Here is an 18,896-nt window from a genome sequence, read left to right as displayed (position 1 = left end):
GTGGAACAGCACTTATGCAGAATTTGCACAAATACAATATATAAGACGTTGGAGGGTATTAAGACCAAATTGGATCAGAGTACCTTAGTCTTCCTATCAAGAAATAGACTCAGTGATTGAACCGTAGTAGTTTGCTCTCAATATAGAGCCCATCACGGATGAACGGATTGTGCCTCCAAAGCAACCTCTGGAAGGTATTCTCTAACACGCAACCTTACAGTAAAGCTTGAACCCTTTTCGATCTGACTCTCAACCTTTATATCGCCATTCATCAGGCTAGTTAAGTGGTTCACGATAGCTAGTCCCAACCCAGCGCCATCAAACTCCCGAGTAAAGCTACTTTCGACTTGCTCAAACGCATCGAAGATTGCATCTTGAGCGCTTGCTTCAATCCCAATACCTGTATCAGTAACTTTGATAATCAGCATGTCAATAGATTTGTCATACTCTAAGTTAAGGTCAACTGAACCGTGATGAGTAAACTTGATTGCGTTACTTAGTAAGTGGAAGATGATTTTACGAATTTTAGATTGGTCGCCAACAAACATAGCCTCACTTGGGATGTTGCTCGACACATTAAAAAGGAGCCCCTTGTTTCTGCTCTCTTCTTTGAAAAGACTCTCTAAAGGAAAAACTAGGGTGGACAATGAAAACTGATGTTCGACTAGCTTGATTCGGCCTTGTTCTATCTTTGAGTACGCCAGTACATCTTCTAGAAGAGTGAGAAGCTGAGTACCCGAGTTTATAAGTATTTCAATGTTCTCTTGATGCTCGTGCTGCAATCGATCATCCGCTTTTAGTAGTTCAGCGATACCCAACACCCCGTTCATCGGAGTTCTAAACTCGTGAGTCATGGAAGAAAGAAACAAGGTTTTGGCGTGGCTAGCTTGCTCTGCCTTTACCAATGATTTTTTTAGCTCATTCTGTGACTTTTTCAAAGCCTCTATATTTCGATACAGGTGCAAAATAATAATGAAAACAAAAGCGGCAAAAATGGAGGCGAGAGACAAAACAACGCCATCATTGGTTGTGAATAGCGCCCCCATCAGGTGCTCATGTATGGCAACACCCGCAAAGTGTACCTCCTCACTGATAATCGCGCTGAGAGTTTCTTCATCAATCGCCGATATCGATTCATCACTAGATAAAGAACTTTCAGTAATTTTAGAGAGGTATTTAAGGTAAGCTCCTACAGTTGTATAATAGACTGCGACCTCATTTTGGTTACTTTCACCAAGCCACAAAGTACTAGGAAATGTACTTTCGATTGCATCCGCAGCACGATTCAATTCTTCCAATTGTGAAAGCGCGATGTCGACTCTTGATCCAAAAAATCTGCCATAAGTTGCATCCTTAAACGGCAGCTGTAGTGCCTGATTTTTTAGCACTACTAAATTTTCAGAATGATTAACAAAGGCATGCTCTAACTTAGATGTGAGCGCATTTTGAGTACAAACTGCAAAGAAAAATGTTACACAGACAGCGATAAGCAGAGTGGCGAATGTTTCAAGGTAATTAATTAATCTCATCTATGACCCCGACATTCGTTGCTAATGGTCGTGATCAATAGAGTGCGGTGATAGCTGTTCTATATGGGGAACATGATGTGAAGATTCAAAGTAACTGAAATAGGAGAAACTACCCAGGCTAAGGACTCCAACGAGCAACCAGCAAGCAATCCGAACTCTTCTCATGTCCACTCCCTCCACCCTATGAGACTCTGTCTAGTCGAAACTATCCCAAAATGAATAAATTAGATTCAAGAAGAGTCTAGGACGAAAATACTTTATAACCACGTATAGCTTAGATTTATTCAATCTAAGCTTTATCGTCACTCCAAGAAAGTGAGCTCTGCCTGCACAGCTCTTTGCTGTTGATCTTGTTACTGCGGGCACGTTTGCTCATCGAAGCTTGCGTTAGTTGGAGTGTAGAGTCATGAGCAAGAAACTGGGATAGTGTTTTGATCTCCTGCACTATCAAACTCTAATATCATGTTCGCTGTAGTCGTTTGCCGCCCTTTTTAGGGCGGCTTTTTCACGTTGCTATAACGTCAGAGAGAAAGCCAATTATCGGTCGCTGAGTAATCTGAACCTACTATTGGTTTAATTAGTAGATGGTGAAAACTGTGCATACCATTCACTTTCACTCACCAAATCTTTGGTCGACTCTAAACGATCGATGAAAGTAAGCCCGTCAAGATGGTCAAGCTCATGCTGAAAGATACGAGCTATGAATCCTGCAAACCGAGTTTGATGAAGTTCACCATGCTGGTCATGATAGCGCACAGCAATATTCGTATGCCTTGGAACAAAACCACGCATGCTCGGAACGCTTAAACAGCCTTCCCACCCTTTCTCTGTTTGTACACTACGCTCTACGATCTCTGGATTTATTATTGCTGTCACTGGCATTTCTGGAGCATCAGGATAGCGTGCATTCGGTTTAGAGCACATGATGAAGATACGCAGGCTTTGAAAAACTTGTGGGGCTGCGATACCAACACCATTAGCTTGCTCAACCTTTTGCATCATATCTTGGATCAAAGCCTGACAATCACTTGACTGTATGTCTCTAACCAGCTGCGCTCGCTGACGCAAAACAGGATGACCGAGTTGAGCGATATTAGAGTTTGATGAATCATTAACAGGTTTCTGCATGGCCATTATTTCATGTGTAAAATCTGAAAGGTCGATTGATGTGACTTCAATGCCTCCACATCAACAATAAAGTGCAACTTCATGCTAGCATTTCATTCCATTTTGTCTCGCAAACTCGCGCAATGTTGAAGTATCTCCCTTGACCAAAATCGGCATTGCTTTCTCTATCAAAGCGATGTCCCAGTCCCACCAACTGAGATTGAGAAGTAGCTCGACTGCTTCTTCATTAAACCTAGTTTTGACCACTTTTGCAGGATTACCAACAGCAATGCTATAAGGTGGAATATCCGATGAAACTACGGATTTAGCACCAACGATTGCGCCATGTCCTACCGTTACACCGGGCATTATTGTTACGTCGTAACCTAACCAAACATCATTGCCGATGACCGTGTCTTTATACTGCTTAAATGGGTAGTCTGATAATGGCATTGCGTCTGACCACTTTTCGCCAAAAACGGCGAATGGATACGTCGTAATACCTGATGTTGCGTGATTCGCATCAGGCATGATGAACTTTACGCCATTGGCAAACGCACAAAATTTTCCAATATGCAGAGAGTTTCCAGAGATACCAAAATTGTATAGCACATTGTTGGTCAAGAACTGGGTAGGGTCCTCGAAGTCACTGTAGTAGCTATAGTCACCAACATGTACGTTGGTCACATCACTATTTGTGATCAGTGGTTTTAAAAAAACGGTATTCTTGAAGTCTTTAATGGGGAATAAACTGCTTGGTTCCATCATTCCTGTCTCATTGTTCTTTTTTGTTGTTCGTTCTAGTCACTCAATATACAGACGTATTATCTTGTTATCGCGTTCAATCTGAAATCAAGAGGTTAGCACGACAGTTTTGGCTTTCGTCTTTTCACTATTGGCAAGAGCCTTCGGCATCTCCTCAAAATCGAAAGTCGCGATATCAGCAATTCCGATATGACCATCAGCAATACGCTGGAGTAATGCCTCACCATTTTGCATTAGTGTTTTCCAATCTTCGAGGTCACCATATTCATGTAAAGCTCCAAGAGCGAGTTCATGATACGAAATCGTTCGAGTAAACGCGGGATCGATGGGTGCTGGAATACGGTCTTGAATGCAAACAATATGACCATTTGCTCGCAGCAAAGGCACCAACTTGGCAGCATTCTCGCCACTCACAGCATCAAATGCGGCAAAATACTTACCCTCAACATTAGACTGCTGCCTAAATACCTGGCGCACGCCAATCTTGGCCGCATACTCTTGGCTTAGGCTAGCGGATACCACATCAACCACATAGCCTGCACCAATAAGAAACTGTGTTACTAAATTATTTACTGCACCAAAGCCAACGACCAAGACATCTCGTTGGCGCGTCAAAGGCACTTTTTCGAATGCTTGCCAAGCCGTCAGCATTGGGCACGGTAGCGCGGCTGCCTGCTCAAACGAAAGGCTGTCCGGTAGGACCATTACTCTTTCCGCCTTCAGCGTTGTAAACTCGGCAAAGCTGCCGTTTTCATTCAAAAACGCATGGTAGGCAACACGTGTGCCGATTAACTGAGTATCAACACCTTCACCTACTTCTACAATCACACCAGCACCATCAACGCCAGGAACATGTCCATCAAGCCAGTTTAAAGGGTTCGCCTTTATAAACTTCCAGTCTACCGGGTTGATACCAATAGCATAATTTTGAACCAATATTTCACCACCTAGTAGCGATGGTTTTTCTACTGCATCTAGTGAAACTGTGTTGTTTTTATTTTGAAAATGCCAAACTCGTTGTGATTTCATCCATCATCCTTTCACTACACAAGTTATTGCTGTCATCGCACCCCTTTCTTTGGGTACAAAAAATTATTAGTTTGCGACCTAAGAATATGCCACCTCAACTCACTTGGGTATACACTTTTATCGAAGCCAGCACTATTGTCAGGGAAGTAAGAATTTGATCAGCTTAATTAATAAGAGTGCCGTCATCTGTTATTTAGACACACTGAAACAGGAAGTTCGAAATGTATGGCCAATGGTCAAAAGCACCAGAACCCCCATTTATTTGGATACAAGCTCCGCGGAGTTTGTGCCCTTTCGCTCTTTGTTGATGCTGATGATGGCTTCAAAAGACGCTTTGCCACCCACACGCGTCATCACTCTTGTTCAATCCGCAGCACAAAGCTATGTCTCGACGCTATTCACTGAATCTCAAAAAACAAAAGTAACGCTAAATCAGTTAATTGACCATATACCCGCTAAGAGCCTGACTATAAGACAAGAGTCGTCAGTATCATCCATTGAGTTAGATATTCCAATGACTGGCAAACTACTTTTTCTCGCTGAGCTTTATCTCCTTGCTGTGACCCACTTTTACTACAAACGCACGTATCCCGACCTCTACTCTCCTATTCGCTATGATTTAAGGTACCTAGAAAGTTCAGAGTTAAGTGAGCTGCAAGTAAACAGCCGAACACCTCAGTTTTTAGGACAACCTCGCACCGCTCTGTGTTATGAGACCTTAACAAGTAACTCACCCAACACTCACCAAACACTCTACCCATCTCGCGTATTCACCTATTCTGAGCAGGTCGCAGCAGCACTGGAGAGTTATATAGGTCGTGATAACCTCTCCATCGACGAGTTCTGCGCCGTCGTTGGTTTAGGAGAGCGAACACTGCGGCGGCATCTAAAGTCAGAGGGTACGAATTTTAGAAAAATTAATCGATGAAATGGTTAAGCACGGCATCACTGTCGACCTTTCTCACAACTCAGGCAAGACGATTTCTGACATTCTGGACTACATGGAAACCCACCATAAAAATGTCCCCATGATTGTCTCTCACTCCCCTGTCGCTTCGACTTATGGGTGTGAACCTTATGAGACGATAGAGCAAACAGCCGAACGCATGGACAAGCTAGGATTGAAGAAAGGAGATGACCACTATCGACTGGCTGGTTGCTATCGCCTCATCGATGCTCCAGATGCTAAACGCATAGCAGAAAACAGTGGGGGTATATCAGTGACCTTTGCCGAGTGGATGATGGACGGTGTATGGCCTGAAGATATCACACCTAAACAAGCGGCTGAGATGATTGATGGCGCGGTGCAAGAAGTGGGAATCGACCATGTCGGTATCGCCTCTGACGACATGCAAACCGTCGCTGGTGTCGTTGGTTTTGCACAAAAACACGCTAACCTTTATGCTGATAATGGTTATATGCTGGATGCCTTTGACCGTGGGGCGACAGGTTGTGGTGAAATGTCGAAAATCATGGCGCCCGTCGTTGATGAGTTGAGAAAAATGGGATACTCAGATGAAGATATGGCGAAAGTATTCTCAGACAACCTGATGCGTGTGTATGAACAAACGTGGAAATAACTAGGCAACATAAATTGGTCACGGATGACCCAAACATAACCTAAAATCCTTCCACTTATTCACTTCGCTCTTACCTTCACATACCCTTGATGAAGCAAGAAGCAAATAGCGCCAAGAAACGCACCGCTGAGTAAATGAATTATACTGGCACCGATACTCTCCCAAAACAAATCTAGGCTCGGGATATGGTTGAATGTGTCGGCTTGAGATTCCCTAAGATGCTCAAGCCAAGGTACTGCATGGGCGATAATTCCCCCTCCAACTAAAAACATGGCGACAGTACCCACTATAGCCAGGGCTTTCATCAACCAAGGCGCAAACTTCAATAAGCCGCTACCTAACCATTGCTTAATCGAACTTTGTCTTGGATTGTTGTTTATTAACCACAGACCCGCATCATCCAGTTTCACGATCAACGCTACCAAACCATAAACACCGAAGGTAACGACCAGCGCAACAAGACTCAAACTCACCGCCTGCATTGCCAATGACTGTGCCATCATGGTACCTAGAGCAATAACGACAATCTCGGCGGAAAGAATAAAGTCGGTTCTTATCGCACCCTTTATCTTTGTTTGTTCATACTCGCCACGCTGCTGCTCTGTCATTTGAGTACTGCCCACCTCACTTTGAGGTGACTCTTTTTGATTTCGGTGGGACCACCAATGATGAATTTTTTCAAAGCCTTCGAAACAGAGAAATGCGCCACCCAAAGTGAGCAATGGCGTAATAAGCCAAGGAGCGACCAAGCTAATGAGCAGTGCTGCTGGCACTAATATCACTTTGTTGATCAGCGAACCTTTGGCTACTGCCCACACAACTGGCAGCTCCCGATCTGTCGATACTCCGCTGACTTGCTCAGCATTGACGGCAAGATCATCGCCCAAGACACCCGCCGTCTTCTTCACTGCTACCTTAGACATCACAGCGACATCGTCCATCAGTGTGGCGATATCATCAATGAGTGTGAGTAAACTTGCACCAGCCATGGTTTGTTTCCTAATTGAGGGACTCAATTAAGCTTATCTGGAGAAAGAGAGGAGTCAATTTTTGTCGCTATACGACCGCATAATCGAACACAATGATATCTTCTAAGATGGGCCTAAACACGGCTTTCAATGCGTCGTGTTCGGGGTGAGGCAAATAATTTTGTCTGCCCTGCTCATCGACAAACGTCATAAAAACGGAGTGAGTATAATCCTTGTTTTTTCCTTCAGGACTATTGTTTTTTCCCCATTCCACAGACTCAACGCCTTCAACTTTACTTGGGATAGCAACAAATAGATCCATCAACTCTTGGATTTGCTCCAATAACGTTTCATTTTTAAATTTGATCAATAAAATGTGTCTTATCATGACAATCCTTTCACTTCTTTATCAGGCTATTTTCCGATTCAAACCAAGTCGATGGCGCCTTTTGACATCGATATTTTAAACAACATATTTAAGTCTTTATTAAACTAAATCAACCTATATATACTGAATCTAAAACCGAGCCAAGAGTCGTTATAAAGAAAACATGGCTTAATCACGTCTGTCGTTTTGCTTCGGAGACATATAGAAGCTAGATAGGAAAGTAATAGTAAATTTACACCACCTCATTGATACTAATATTTGGTGTACTCGTATCCACCAGCAGTTTCCACTCTTTATCAAATGCTTCAACAAAAACAGCATATTGTTGCGGGAAGCCTTTCAATGGCGCTGACCTTAGATTATCAATATATGTCGCTGGGACCGAGTACTGACGTTCCATATATCTTTCTACTTCAATCAAATGTACATTTTTCATTATTACTCTTCCTGTGCCTATAGGACACTTGTGCTTTGTGACTAAAAACTGAAGCTGAGTCATTGCCGAGGGTAGCGAAAGTATATGAAAGTTTTATGTACCGCTTTCCTAGTCACAAATCCAACCATGTTCCGCAGATAACAGTCGAGAAACCTATGCAGAGATAGAATGTAAAACTCGCAATATTCTTTCTCATTAGGTGCGCACTATGTCTAGCCCCTCAGCCATGAATGAGCTCCAACTGAGTTCGACCACTCACCTAACTCATGTTATCGAGTACTGCAATGAGCTTGGTATTCAATGGGAAGAGATAGCGGAACAGTGCTTTCTACCTGTCGATATCGAAAACAATCGAGAATGGGTACGTTCTGACAACCTACTACAGTTTGTTGCGATTTTAGAGCGAAGAGTTAACCGAAATATTGGCTTAGACATTGGTCGACGAGCAACCTCAAGTTTCCAGACTTTTTTTAGGCAAAACCTTGTTGGGATTACAAGCATTGAGGAGGCTCTAAAGACATTACTGAAGATCATGCCAAAGATGAACAATCACCTGTCTATTTGGCTCGAGCAGATTGAAGGGGAATATTGGTTGTGCCACCGAAAAAGCCGAAATCCATCCAGCCCAGGGTATGCGCAAATCGAATGGTATAATATTTTCCTTTTCTGTACTTTTTTGCGCGCATTTTATGGACACACATGGTCGCCTCGAAAAATCAAGGTGATGAGCATCTATCATGCTGATGCTGCATACAAATATTTCCCAAGATCAAATATTGATTTTGAATGCGACTTCAGTGCCATTAAAGTTGATGATTTGACAACGACTGAAGGCATTCATAGAGTCACAACATCTGGGGATATTAAGCAAGGTATCACTAAATTGGTGACGAGTTATGCCACACTGCCTTGGTTTACTATTGAGTGGTTCGCAAAGATCATGTGTACCACACCACGCACTCTTCAGCGTTACTTGCGTTCACAGAACCTCTCATTCAAACAATTAAAAGAGCAAACAAGAAAAGAGTGCGCCATTGATCTCATCACAAACACGAGCATGCCTATCCACGATATCGCCTGGAGAAGCGGTTACAATGACCTTAGTAACTTCAACCGAGCGTTTAAAGCTTGGACAGGAGAGTCTCCGTCTAGTTTTAGGGCTACATCAAAGGATTCAAAGGCAATCCTTGATAGCTTGCGTTGCTAATACTCTCTCACCATCTGCGGGTAGCCACTTTGGGCCACGTCATAAGTTTTAAAACTGAATTTCTCATACAGTGCAATTGCTTCGGTATTTTGAGGGTGGACGCCAAGCCTTATCCCACTGCAAGTTCCTTTGAGCACATCAACAACTTGACTAAGTAAACAAGAGGCAACCCCTCTTCCTTGAAACTGGGGATACACCGCTAAGGCTAGCTCAGGGTAATCGGAATAAAGCTCTGTTTGACTTGATTTGAATCTAACTTGGACAAGTCCCATGGGCTCGTTAAAGCAGTTCAACGCCAAAAGGCCTAAGTCCCCTTTTCTACCCCAACCATCAAAGTACTCTTTAATATGAGGTAACTCTAGAGTCTCAGGCGGATGGTTTGGTTCATTATCTGGGGTCCATAAAGCAACGAGCAACAGTTCTTTTTGCGTCGCTAAATCTGACTTTTGTACTTGCTTAAATCTCATCTTGTTCTTTAACGCATTGAAAATTTGCAATCCAATCTTGTCCTTTTTACAGAATACATTCAATACCTTACTCACTGTTAAGGCCTGTTATTGCACACTTTCTAAGTTAACTATTTTTAATCTTCACTCCATTTTGAGTTTAAGGACAGAGCGTAATATCAGCACCATAGAGAGAACGTAAACCCATTACGCTTCTCACCACTTAATTGGAGGCAATTATGGAAAACATCAGTGTTGTTGTGATCAACCTAAACGAAGAACAACAAATCGGTCATCTGCTTGAGGACTTAGCCCAACAAACTTACCAAGGTTTTGAAGTCATTTTAGTCAACTTAGATAGTGACGATATCACCTGCGAAATCGCCAAAGACTACCAAGATAGGTTGCCTGAACTAACGCTGCACAAAATGGAAGGTCGTAGCGTGAGTATTGGCCGAAACACAGGTGCAAGTCTCGCTAAATATGAGCGCATTCTATTCCTAGACGCAGACATCCGCCTGTCTAACGACTTCCTAAGCCGCGCCCTAAACAAGCTACAAAACCAGCAGTTAGAGGTTGCTGGCATATACATGAGCGCTAAGAAGTCACCGTTAGCACATAAATTCGGCTTTGGTATGTGCAACCTTGGCTTCTTTGCAACTCAGTACTTCTTTCCCACCGCTGTTGGTGCATGCTTATTCTCGACAAAAACCGTACACGAACGAGTTGGTGGATTTGATGAGGCGATTGTGTTGTGTGAGGACTGTGACTACGTAAACCGAGCGGCTAAGACATGGCGATTTCGTTTTCTGCCTCTGACCTTCGAGTTTAATTCACGCAAGCTCGAGCAAAACGGGCATGTGAAAACTGGGCTCACCTACCTCAAAGCAAATATGCGTCGTTTCTTGTTTGGAGAAATTAGAGGTAACCAGATGGACTATCCATGCAATCACGTGAAAACTCCATTTCAATAATTGTTAGTTCTTCTATTTCGGAAGCTCGCGACTCATTCTTATCGGTATATTGCATAAGCCAAAAATGCAGATAAGGCGTGATTTATTGGCAAAGTCGATTTTTCTTCTGATTAGAGCAACTTCTTCGTCACACGTTCAACGCAATTCCAAACTGCGCTCGCCAACAACAATGAGTATTAGTCTTCGATAGGACAACGCGACATATCGAAGACTAATACTAAAAAGACTATTTCTTAAGTCTAGTTTCACCATTCGCCTCAAACTCCTGTTTTGTTAGCACATTACTCAATGAGTATTTATAGCAGGCTTATTCAAAACAACTCTCTAAGCCCTCGTTTAATTTGCACTGTTGTCAGTTTGAACAATACTCAATCAAACACCGAATGACACAAGGATATTATTATGAGACAGATAATTGTCGCTTCATTATTCGCGTTCGTATATGGCAGCTTTTCTTTTAGTGCTCTAGCGGCTGACAGTTACCAAGTGGACACAGATGTTTCTAGCGTTAGTTTCTCTACTATTAAAAAGCAATATATCGTGGAACCAGCGGTCATAACGGGCCTATCCGGCTCACTTGATGAGAACGGCAAACTGAGTGTCTCGATACCAATAAAGAACATAGATACTGGTGTTTCAATTCGAAACGATAGGTTAGGAGAACTGTTTTTCAACATCGCTACTTATCCTGATGTTGGTGTTAGTGCAGAGGTGCCGATGGAGCTGATGGAAGGTGATACGGTAATCATACAAGCGACCATACCCGCATCGGTCACAATGTATGGGAAAACTCAAACACTAGAATTTTCATTAAACCTTGTGCGAGTTGGTGATGTCATCTCTGTCTTCAGCATAAAACCTGTCATCGTTGATAGCACTCTTTTCGGGATTCCTGCTGAGAGCCTAACCGCGCTCTCTAGTACGGTAGGTGCGATACCTATTTCTTCTTCCGTTGCTGCGAACGTGTCTTTGATACTTAAGAAATGACAAAAAAATCAAGGCGGTGACGAAACGCCACTGCCTTGATCGTTCACCTTAACTATCACTCAATAGGACAAGAGCTTCGCTTCACGCTGATTTTGCTTTTCTACGGCAAACTTAGGCGCCTCCGCTAGCACGTCACGACTACCAGTTTCATCCTCCAAGTTTAGCTTGAGGGCTTCTATAACCCAATCCTCTCCCACCTTAGATAAGGTAAAGTCATAAGAGCCGGACACTGACCAAAAGCCAGACTCACCAAGCCAATGCCTAGCAGTAAAGTTAACGTTTGCGGTAGCTGTTGATCCCTGTACGGTCACCATAGGCGCTTCCAACTCATGAAATGTTGTATCAAAGCCCGGCAGAAAGCCTGCCCACTGTTGCATCAGTTCCACATTTGACACTGTTGCAGGCTCGCCACCCCAAAGTGATGTGTAATCAACAGTAACTTCCGAAGCAAATAAGCGGCCTAAATACTCAAACGCCCCTTGGTCGGCTAACGCTGAGAATCCCTGAACATTGCTCCGTACTTTTGCTTCATCTTGAGTCATAACTGCCGCCAGAATTGAGAGTGAAGTGGCGAGTAGCGCCACACTGACTATAAGTTTAATTATGCTTTTTGACATCTTCGCACCTTAGCTTAAAGATTCACCTCTAAGTGCTTCACTACAACATCGACAGCATCCGCAACGGGTTTAGGTTGGTCGTAAAAGTCAAATTGAGACACCCCCTCTAGCCACACTGCCCCCACGTTGTCACCAGCACCTTCAAGATACGCATGAGCGCCGACTGGCAAAGCCATATCTTCAGACGCAACCATGATAACCGGCTTGTTTTGCACTTTCGCACTTTGCAGCGCATCGTAGTTAAGCCAACCATCCCAAGAAGCGACGTTGAATTTATTATCGTATTCAGGGATCAAACCACGATCCGCTTCGGTATAGTAAGGTGCCTGATACATCAAAGCGTCACTGTTTGTGGTACTCGCCGCTTCTATAATCACCGCCTCCGCACTCTCCTTAGCTCGATTCGCCGCGGCGATTAGATTAGCAGCACTCTCCTCGCCACCATAAATCGCCGTGGCCATCGCTTTGTCATGCAACCAGGGAGCTACGACGGCGGCTGCTTTAATCTTGTCGTTACCCGCCACTGCATCCAGCATGTAACCGGCAGACGCACACACGCCAAGTCCAGCGATTCTCGAACCATCGACCACCTCCAAATTCCATACCGCCTCAATAACTGCACGAATATCCTCTGTTTTTCGAGCCGGGTCCTCCAAATATTGGACCACATCTTTTGATGCTCCCCACCCTCTGAAGTCAAACGTCACAGCCGCATAGCCATTCTCTGCAAGTGCTTTCGCATAGGTGGCTGGCATCTGCTCTTTCACTGTCGTCCAAGCACCTGTCACAATGACAACAGGTGGATTATCTGCACCATCCGGTAGATAAAGGTCAGCGGCTAGTGTGCCAACGCGAGTGTCCAGTTGTATTGCTTGCTTGATGCTTTTATGTACTTGAGTGGTCATGATGTCCTCACTTGCCATGGCTGTTGATGCTGAAAGTAGAGCTGCTGTAGAGAGAAGAACTGGTTTAAGCATAGTCATATTTCCTTTTGTCGCTGAGTATCGCGCTGCCGTGAAAATGCACGTTCTATTCACTGGCTCGGCTGTCTTTCGATGAGGTAATACTATGAGGAGTCGGTATGTTTAGATTGAAGATTACTGCTTGGCTTTTTGTACTTTATTGCGCTTTGCAATAAATTGATTTTTAATGCTTACTCTATATAGAAGTGACACATTGCAGGTGTATGGTTTGAAATCACAACTAAAATTCTATAGTCATCAATCTAAAACACTGTCCGATTGTGGTGATGTCTTAGACATCGACTTTTCTAATCAAGCGCTAGGCTGGGAAGGGGTCATTTTAGAAAAAGGGCGTTCACCTCACTTCTATCCTGACAATGTTTACACCCCTTACTTCTACTTTGCGCTCGCTTTGGACAAAGAGCTGAATTGGAACATTGGTTCCGGAGAAAACTTAACAGCGATTAAGGCCGTCGCCGATGACATCTGGATTAATCCACCAGAGACCCCATTCACACACGATATCTCTGAGCCTTGCCATTTTGTGATACTTGCTATTGAGTCACGGTTATTTCTCGACAGCTGCCCACTCAACATTGAAAAAATGAATCTGCAATTTCTCAATAACTACAACGTCTCAGATCCCGTGATCAAAGGAATCATGGATTTGTTTATTTTGGAGGTGAAAGCGAAAGGTAGAAATGGATTAAACTACGTTAATCAGCTGATTTCACTGCTGGCCAACCACTACGTCCAAAATTACTCGAATTACCTAGATCTCCAGAAAACTCTGCAAGCAGAGTCAAAGTTCGACCAAAACCAAATGGATAAAGTCGACCACTATATCGATAAGCACATCGCCCACCCTATCTCAGTCGATGACCTTGCTGATTTATTGTCCTGCAGTAAGTTCTATTTTCTGCGAGAGTTCAAGAAGCTGATGGGGATTACTCCCTATCAGTACATCATTGGAAAACGGCTTGAGCTTGCAAAACAAAAGCTGGTCAACATCAATGCAAATATCGCCGAAATTAGCCAACAGTGTGGCTTCAATGACCAGTCCCACTTTACCCGTGCTTTTAAAAATCAATATGGCATTACACCTAGACAATACATAAAGCAATCCAACGATTAGAGTATGAATATAACGCGTACACATCTGCTATCGCTAGCCCTTCCTCTCATCACTTTGATGGGTTGTACTTCGGCTCCAGTGATCAGCTCCAACCAAAAACCAGATTCTGATGTGGTCGTGGTTGTCCATGGTTTAGGGCGTAGTGCCAGTTCGATGCATGAGATGTCGGACGCTTTTGAAAATGCGGGCTATCAAACCTGTGTTCTTGAATACTCTACCTTTTGGACAAGCATCGATACACTGTTTACAGAAACAGAACGCCAAATGAGTGTATGTCTAGAGACAGACAAAACCGTTCATTTCGTGGGTCATTCTCTAGGGGGATTGGTGATTCGTTACCACTTAGATAATGATAGATCGCTACAAAAGTCCAACAGACTCGGTCGTGTTGTCTTAATCGGCACACCTAATCATGGCAGCGACGTCGCTGATCATTACGCTCAAAGCTTTTGGAGTAGTTGGTTTGGTGAAGTACCGAGTGCTTTAGTCAGTGATGACCATGGCATTGCGACTCAGATAGGGTTACCTGACTATCCATTTGGCGTGATCGCAGGAACAGAAAAATACACTTTTACTGAGCACCTTTTGAAAAAGAGAACGATGGTTTGGTGAGTGTCGATTCGACTAGGCTTGAAGGAATGGATGATTATTGGGAAGTGAACCTACCTCACCACCAGCTTCGCTATCACCCTGTCGTTATAGAAAAAGTCATTAACTACCTCAAGGGTGGGCAGTTTACAGGTAAAAATTAATCCACCCGTTGCGCTCTCTCGTGATACCTGACACACAACTGTTTTCGATATCCCTGTCTAAATAATCCTGCCCAATATGCCACATTTCATATCATTTTGACCGGAAATGACCTATCGGTTATGCACCGAAACTCATACGATATCACTGTCGTGAAATAAGGCGTTTTGGCCCCCAGACACTAAGGATATTAAATTGCTTACTCACTATGACCTCCCGCAAGAAGTAAAGCGAGAAATCCTCAATCTTCAGCAAAAGAACAAGGAGCTAAAACGTCATATTAGTCAAAACAGAATGCTCATTGAAATCAGTGAACTCAAAGCTGATAGGTTTAAAAACCTCGACAAAATTACCCAACTCAATGACATCATTTTTAACCTGAAAGCGAAACATGCGAATGACCTAGCAGGCATCCAAGAAAGACACATCAAAGCCCTTGCTGCGATCTCGGATGAACGCGATCTCTACTTTGAAAAGTGGCAGGAAAAAGCTAGTGAACTTGAGAAGCTAAAGGGTCGACTCAATACGCTCATTGAATCCAACTAAACTAAGGTTAAGAACCCTATGCAAGAACGATTTTCACACAAAGATATTACCCTTCAGAAACATGGTCTTGGCTCGCTTTAGCATTTGGTCTAACCATCTCATTGATGGGAAGTGCATGGGGTGGGCTTGTTGTTGTGCTCTCATTAATTTGGAAAATTGGATTAGTGGTCGCCCAAAAACTCTTAGACTAAATACAAGTCATCCTACACCCTCGTTTACCACTATGCTTATATGAGGTTATTACGTTTGTCTCTGACTAAGCTGGTTCCACATGCCCTTCGCCTTGTTCATTGCCATTTTGTTCTTCAGTTATTCCTGTCATGTTATTGCCCATCAAGAGCGTTCGTTAAAAGTCACGGCAAGTGCCTATACATCCACTGTCGGAGAGACAGACTCTACACCCAATATTGGCGCATGGGGTGACAGGTTAAAACCTGGAATGAAATCCATCGCTGTCTCCCGTGACCTCATCGCTTTGGGTCTAACGCACAATCAGGAAGTGAGAATTGAAGGGTTTGAAGGCACCTATCGGGTTCTCGACAAGATGAACAAAAGGTGGACGAGGAAGATAGACATCTACATGGGAAATGACAGGGAAAGCGCCATTCAATGGGGCAAGCGCACTGTGACCATCTATTGGAATGAATAATAAAGCGAATAGCGGACAACGCACTACGTAAAAGTAACAGACGTGTTACACAAAACCTCAACCCTCTCCTATCATTAAATAGATAAACGAAAGTAGTAGTTTCAAACTACCGAGCGTTGCATATTCTTAAATCATCAACGCACTAGCGACCGAGGGAACGCCATGCCGACATCCGCCTTTACGGACAAATTTTATCAGACACTCCTCGAATCTACGCTTGCTATACCTTGGAAGATCAATTGGGAAACAAAACAATTTGATTATATTGGCCCCCAGATAGAAGAGGTGTTGGGCTGGGCACCCGAAAGTTGGGTATCAGTACAAGATTGGATTGATCGCATGCACCCAGAAGATCGCCAGAAAACGGTGAACTATTGTTTAAAACTCTCAAATGATGGTGTAGATCATGAAGCAGACTATCGAGCGCTGACAAAATCTGGTGATTATGTCTGGATTCGAGATGTTGTCCATGTCATTCGTGAAGCAGATAAAACCATATCCATTATCGGATTTATGTTCGATATTTCTGCCCGAAAGAAATTGGAACTGGAGTTGATTGAGCTTAACCAGCTCAATGAGAGCCTACTGCGTGAGGATAGCCTGACTGAAATTGCCAACCGAACGGCATTTGATGAAAGGATGGCCATGGAGTTTTCCCGAGCAAAGCGCAACTACTCACCTCTGTCCGTACTCTTCTTTGATATCGACTACTTTAAAAAATATAACGATCGCCACGGGCATCAACAGGGCGATGCTTGTTTAAAGCAAGTTGCAAAAACCTTATCCAGCGCTTTCACACGCCCAGCCGACTTAGTTTGCCGCCTTGGTGGTGAGGAGTTCATCGCGCTATTACCTGATACAGATAACGCAACGGCAATGCTGTTAGCAGAAACCGCTCGCTTAGCCGTTGAAGAGCAAGGTATTGAGCATACTGAGTCAGATATTTCGCAGGTGGTGACCTGTAGCGTAGGCGTTACGACAATGAGTTCAAGTCACTGCTTTCGTTCTATCTCATCGCTGATAGAAGAAGCGGATAAAAACATGTATCTGGCCAAAAAAGCAGGACGAAACCAAGTTTATCCAGAGCCCAGCATGTTTAGATTTGAAAACAGTAAATTCAGCATCAAACAAGGTATCACTCGCCAGCAACGTTAAATCCATACTCAGTACTATTCACTCCTCTTAATCCAGAGCCAAACTAGCGCTTCGATGAAACCTGTTTCATCCACTGTAATTGCGTTTCGTCCCGAATCACATATCCCTACTCTTTACGTAAATTGACTGACGACAACATAGTCAAAAGTCAGTCTTTACTGATACCTTTGGTCTGTAAACTCATCACCTTCCTGCCATATTGCTTCCTAGGAATAGAACAATGACCAAGCCAGTAAAGAGACTTTCAAAAGATATTGTTCATGCTCTGGGGGGGCAACCAAATATTCGCCAGTTCACACACTGTATGACGCGGCTTAGAGTGGTACTCAATGATGCAAGTAAAGCAAATTACAACAGACTCAAGGGTCTTGATGGTGTCATTGGCGTCGTCAGCAATGGAGAGCAATGCCAAGTCATTGTAGGGAATAACGTGAGTGCGGTTTACCGCGAAATAGAGCAGTATTTGGCGAGGGAAAGTGACACAAATAAAGAGATAACCTCCTCCTCGAAACCAGCTAATTACTCGTTTAAGTCTATTCCATCAAAGATGCTTGATGCGCTAGTCGCCACCATGTCTCCGCTCATCCCAGCCATTATCGGCGCGTCAATGATCAAACTGCTCGCAATGATTCTGCAGGTTATCGGAATATTGGAGAGCACCTCGCCGATTTTCACATTACTCAATATCATCGCAGACTCTGCTTTCTTCTTTCTACCGCTTCTTGTCGCAGCTTCAGCAGCCGTTAGATTCAATACCAACGTCTTTATGTCCATTGCAATTGCAGGGGTCTTAGTTCACCCATCCTTTATTGAGTTGATTAGGAGCGGTGTGTATGGGGAAAAGCTACTCATTGATCTAGCCTCATTTAATTATGCCTACAGCATTCTTCCGGCGCTTGTAATGACTTGGGTACTTTCCTTAATCGAGCGCACTGCTGAGCGCGCCACTCCCGATATCGTCAAAAGCTTCTTGAAGCCGATGATAATCATGCTGATTGCTGCCCCATTAGCAATTTTCCTAATCGGCCCATTAACCTTATGGATTGGGAACAATATATTGAGCCTAGTTTTCATCGTACATGAGCAACTGGGGTGGCTTGCCGTCGCGCTTCTCGGTGCACTTTGGCCACTGATCATTCTTACTGGTATGCACCGAGTACTGACACCGGTCATTATTCAAAGCATTGCGCAAACAGGCAGCGAAAGCCTAATACTCACCGCGCAAATTGGCGCAAATGTCGGTATGGGAGGCGCCTGTCTCGCTGTTGCTTGGATGACAAAAAACAGAGCAATGAAGCAGACATCATTAACTGCGAGTGCATCCGCGATTTTATCTGGCGTTTCTGAACTCGCACTCTATGGGGTATTAACTCGTTTAAAACGTCCACTTATTGCCACCATGATAACTGGGTTCATCGTAGGGGCTTGTGCTGGATTTATTGGTATTGAAAGCCAGTCTTTAGCAGCACCAAGCCTGCTCACCAGTGTTCAATTTCTCGATGTTAACAACCCCACAAGTCTTGGGTGGGTGCTCGGTCTCGTTACACTATCAATATTTATCTCATTCTCTCTTACTAAGATCCTTGGGTTTGCAGATATCGACGAGAAAAAGAGCAGCAACACACAACAGATAGAACCAGACTTATCCAAATCCAACTAATGACAT

The 18,896-nt window shown here is 43.7% G+C and carries 21 protein-coding genes; 11 read left to right on the top strand and 10 right to left on the bottom strand.

Annotated features, from left to right (window positions below):
- Positions 1-152: 152 nt before the first annotated feature.
- From GT360_RS05935 to GT360_RS05920, 4 genes are all read right to left on the bottom strand, one after another.
- Complete coding sequence (locus GT360_RS05935) at positions 153-1,529, bottom strand: sensor histidine kinase (protein ID WP_164647986.1); 1,377 nt, start codon at positions 1,527-1,529, stop codon at positions 153-155.
- Positions 1,530-2,102: 573 nt separating this feature from the next.
- The gene (gene def / locus GT360_RS05930; protein WP_164647985.1) at positions 2,103-2,657 is read right to left on the bottom strand and encodes a peptide deformylase; all 555 of its coding nucleotides are present in this window, start codon (positions 2,655-2,657) and stop codon (positions 2,103-2,105) included.
- 84 nt (positions 2,658-2,741) lie between these two features.
- Positions 2,742-3,404: a CatB-related O-acetyltransferase gene (locus GT360_RS05925; RefSeq protein ID WP_239502596.1), complete on the bottom strand. Its 663-nt coding sequence runs from the start codon at positions 3,402-3,404 to the stop codon at positions 2,742-2,744.
- Positions 3,405-3,488: 84 nt separating this feature from the next.
- Positions 3,489-4,430 carry a zinc-binding dehydrogenase gene (locus tag GT360_RS05920; protein WP_164647984.1) on the bottom strand — a complete coding sequence of 314 codons (942 nt, stop codon included), beginning with the start codon at positions 4,428-4,430 and terminating at the stop codon, positions 3,489-3,491.
- Positions 4,431-4,716: 286 nt separating this feature from the next.
- Here GT360_RS05920 and GT360_RS05915 point away from each other — a divergent pair, with 286 nt between their 5' ends.
- Together GT360_RS05915 and GT360_RS05910 are read left to right on the top strand one after the other, a co-directional pair.
- Entirely contained in the window at positions 4,717-5,358 is a 642-nt protein-coding gene (locus GT360_RS05915; protein ID WP_164647983.1) for a hypothetical protein, read from the top strand.
- 1 nt (position 5,359) lies between these two features.
- On the top strand, positions 5,360-6,010 hold the full coding sequence (locus GT360_RS05910; RefSeq protein ID WP_164647982.1) for a membrane dipeptidase: 651 nt from the start codon (positions 5,360-5,362) through the stop codon (positions 6,008-6,010).
- A gap of 59 nt (positions 6,011-6,069) precedes the next feature.
- Here GT360_RS05910 and GT360_RS05905 read toward each other — a convergent pair whose 3' ends face one another.
- The 3 genes from GT360_RS05905 to GT360_RS05895 all read right to left on the bottom strand — a co-directional run bounded on the left by GT360_RS05905 (position 6,070) and on the right by GT360_RS05895 (position 7,802).
- A complete protein-coding gene (locus GT360_RS05905) occupies positions 6,070-6,999 on the bottom strand; it encodes a DUF808 domain-containing protein (protein ID WP_164647981.1) in 930 nt (309 codons plus the stop codon).
- A 67-nt stretch (positions 7,000-7,066) separates the two neighbouring features.
- Positions 7,067-7,366, bottom strand: coding sequence for a Dabb family protein (locus GT360_RS05900; RefSeq protein WP_164647980.1), 300 nt, complete (start codon positions 7,364-7,366; stop codon positions 7,067-7,069).
- 232 nt (positions 7,367-7,598) lie between these two features.
- The gene (locus GT360_RS05895; protein WP_164647979.1) at positions 7,599-7,802 is read right to left on the bottom strand and encodes a hypothetical protein; all 204 of its coding nucleotides are present in this window, start codon (positions 7,800-7,802) and stop codon (positions 7,599-7,601) included.
- A 208-nt stretch (positions 7,803-8,010) separates the two neighbouring features.
- Here GT360_RS05895 and GT360_RS05890 point away from each other — a divergent pair, with 208 nt between their 5' ends.
- Positions 8,011-9,009 carry a helix-turn-helix domain-containing protein gene (locus GT360_RS05890; RefSeq protein ID WP_164647978.1) on the top strand — a complete coding sequence of 333 codons (999 nt, stop codon included), beginning with the start codon at positions 8,011-8,013 and terminating at the stop codon, positions 9,007-9,009.
- Here the strand turns inward: GT360_RS05890 and GT360_RS05885 are convergent.
- A complete protein-coding gene (locus GT360_RS05885) occupies positions 9,006-9,551 on the bottom strand; it encodes a GNAT family N-acetyltransferase (RefSeq protein ID WP_239502595.1) in 546 nt (181 codons plus the stop codon). The genes GT360_RS05890 and GT360_RS05885 overlap by 4 nt on opposite strands.
- A gap of 143 nt (positions 9,552-9,694) precedes the next feature.
- Here GT360_RS05885 and GT360_RS05880 point away from each other — a divergent pair, with 143 nt between their 5' ends.
- Positions 9,695-10,429: a glycosyltransferase gene (locus tag GT360_RS05880; RefSeq protein ID WP_164647977.1), complete on the top strand. Its 735-nt coding sequence runs from the start codon at positions 9,695-9,697 to the stop codon at positions 10,427-10,429.
- Between the two features lie 402 nt (positions 10,430-10,831).
- Complete coding sequence (locus tag GT360_RS05875) at positions 10,832-11,416, top strand: YceI family protein (protein ID WP_164647976.1); 585 nt, start codon at positions 10,832-10,834, stop codon at positions 11,414-11,416.
- Positions 11,417-11,475: 59 nt separating this feature from the next.
- On the opposite strand, the gene GT360_RS05870 is transcribed toward GT360_RS05875, so the two are convergent.
- The gene (locus GT360_RS05870) at positions 11,476-12,033 is read right to left on the bottom strand and encodes a nuclear transport factor 2 family protein (RefSeq protein ID WP_164647975.1); all 558 of its coding nucleotides are present in this window, start codon (positions 12,031-12,033) and stop codon (positions 11,476-11,478) included.
- Between the two features lie 14 nt (positions 12,034-12,047).
- Positions 12,048-12,938: an alpha/beta hydrolase gene (locus GT360_RS05865; protein ID WP_420825443.1), complete on the bottom strand. Its 891-nt coding sequence runs from the start codon at positions 12,936-12,938 to the stop codon at positions 12,048-12,050.
- Positions 12,939-13,224: 286 nt separating this feature from the next.
- On the opposite strand from GT360_RS05865, the gene GT360_RS05860 reads away from it, so the two are divergent.
- From GT360_RS05860 to GT360_RS05835, 6 genes are all read left to right on the top strand, one after another.
- Positions 13,225-14,130, top strand: coding sequence for a helix-turn-helix domain-containing protein (locus GT360_RS05860; protein WP_164647973.1), 906 nt, complete (start codon positions 13,225-13,227; stop codon positions 14,128-14,130).
- A gap of 3 nt (positions 14,131-14,133) precedes the next feature.
- Positions 14,134-14,742 carry an esterase/lipase family protein gene (locus GT360_RS05855; RefSeq protein WP_164647972.1) on the top strand — a complete coding sequence of 203 codons (609 nt, stop codon included), beginning with the start codon at positions 14,134-14,136 and terminating at the stop codon, positions 14,740-14,742.
- 333 nt (positions 14,743-15,075) lie between these two features.
- Entirely contained in the window at positions 15,076-15,426 is a 351-nt protein-coding gene (locus GT360_RS05850; protein WP_164647971.1) for a hypothetical protein, read from the top strand.
- Positions 15,427-15,697: 271 nt separating this feature from the next.
- Positions 15,698-16,075 carry a 3D domain-containing protein gene (locus GT360_RS05845; RefSeq protein ID WP_164647970.1) on the top strand — a complete coding sequence of 126 codons (378 nt, stop codon included), beginning with the start codon at positions 15,698-15,700 and terminating at the stop codon, positions 16,073-16,075.
- A gap of 162 nt (positions 16,076-16,237) precedes the next feature.
- A complete protein-coding gene (locus GT360_RS05840) occupies positions 16,238-17,230 on the top strand; it encodes a sensor domain-containing diguanylate cyclase (RefSeq protein WP_164647969.1) in 993 nt (330 codons plus the stop codon).
- Positions 17,231-17,450: 220 nt separating this feature from the next.
- Positions 17,451-18,890: a PTS transporter subunit EIIC gene (locus tag GT360_RS05835; RefSeq protein WP_164647968.1), complete on the top strand. Its 1,440-nt coding sequence runs from the start codon at positions 17,451-17,453 to the stop codon at positions 18,888-18,890.
- Positions 18,891-18,896: the final 6 nt, after the last annotated feature.

Source organism: Vibrio astriarenae, from assembly GCF_010587385.1.
Lineage (GTDB): Bacteria > Pseudomonadota > Gammaproteobacteria > Enterobacterales > Vibrionaceae > Vibrio > Vibrio astriarenae.
Note: the sequence above shows the minus strand (reverse complement) of the source record. Positions and strands in the feature narration are given on the sequence as shown.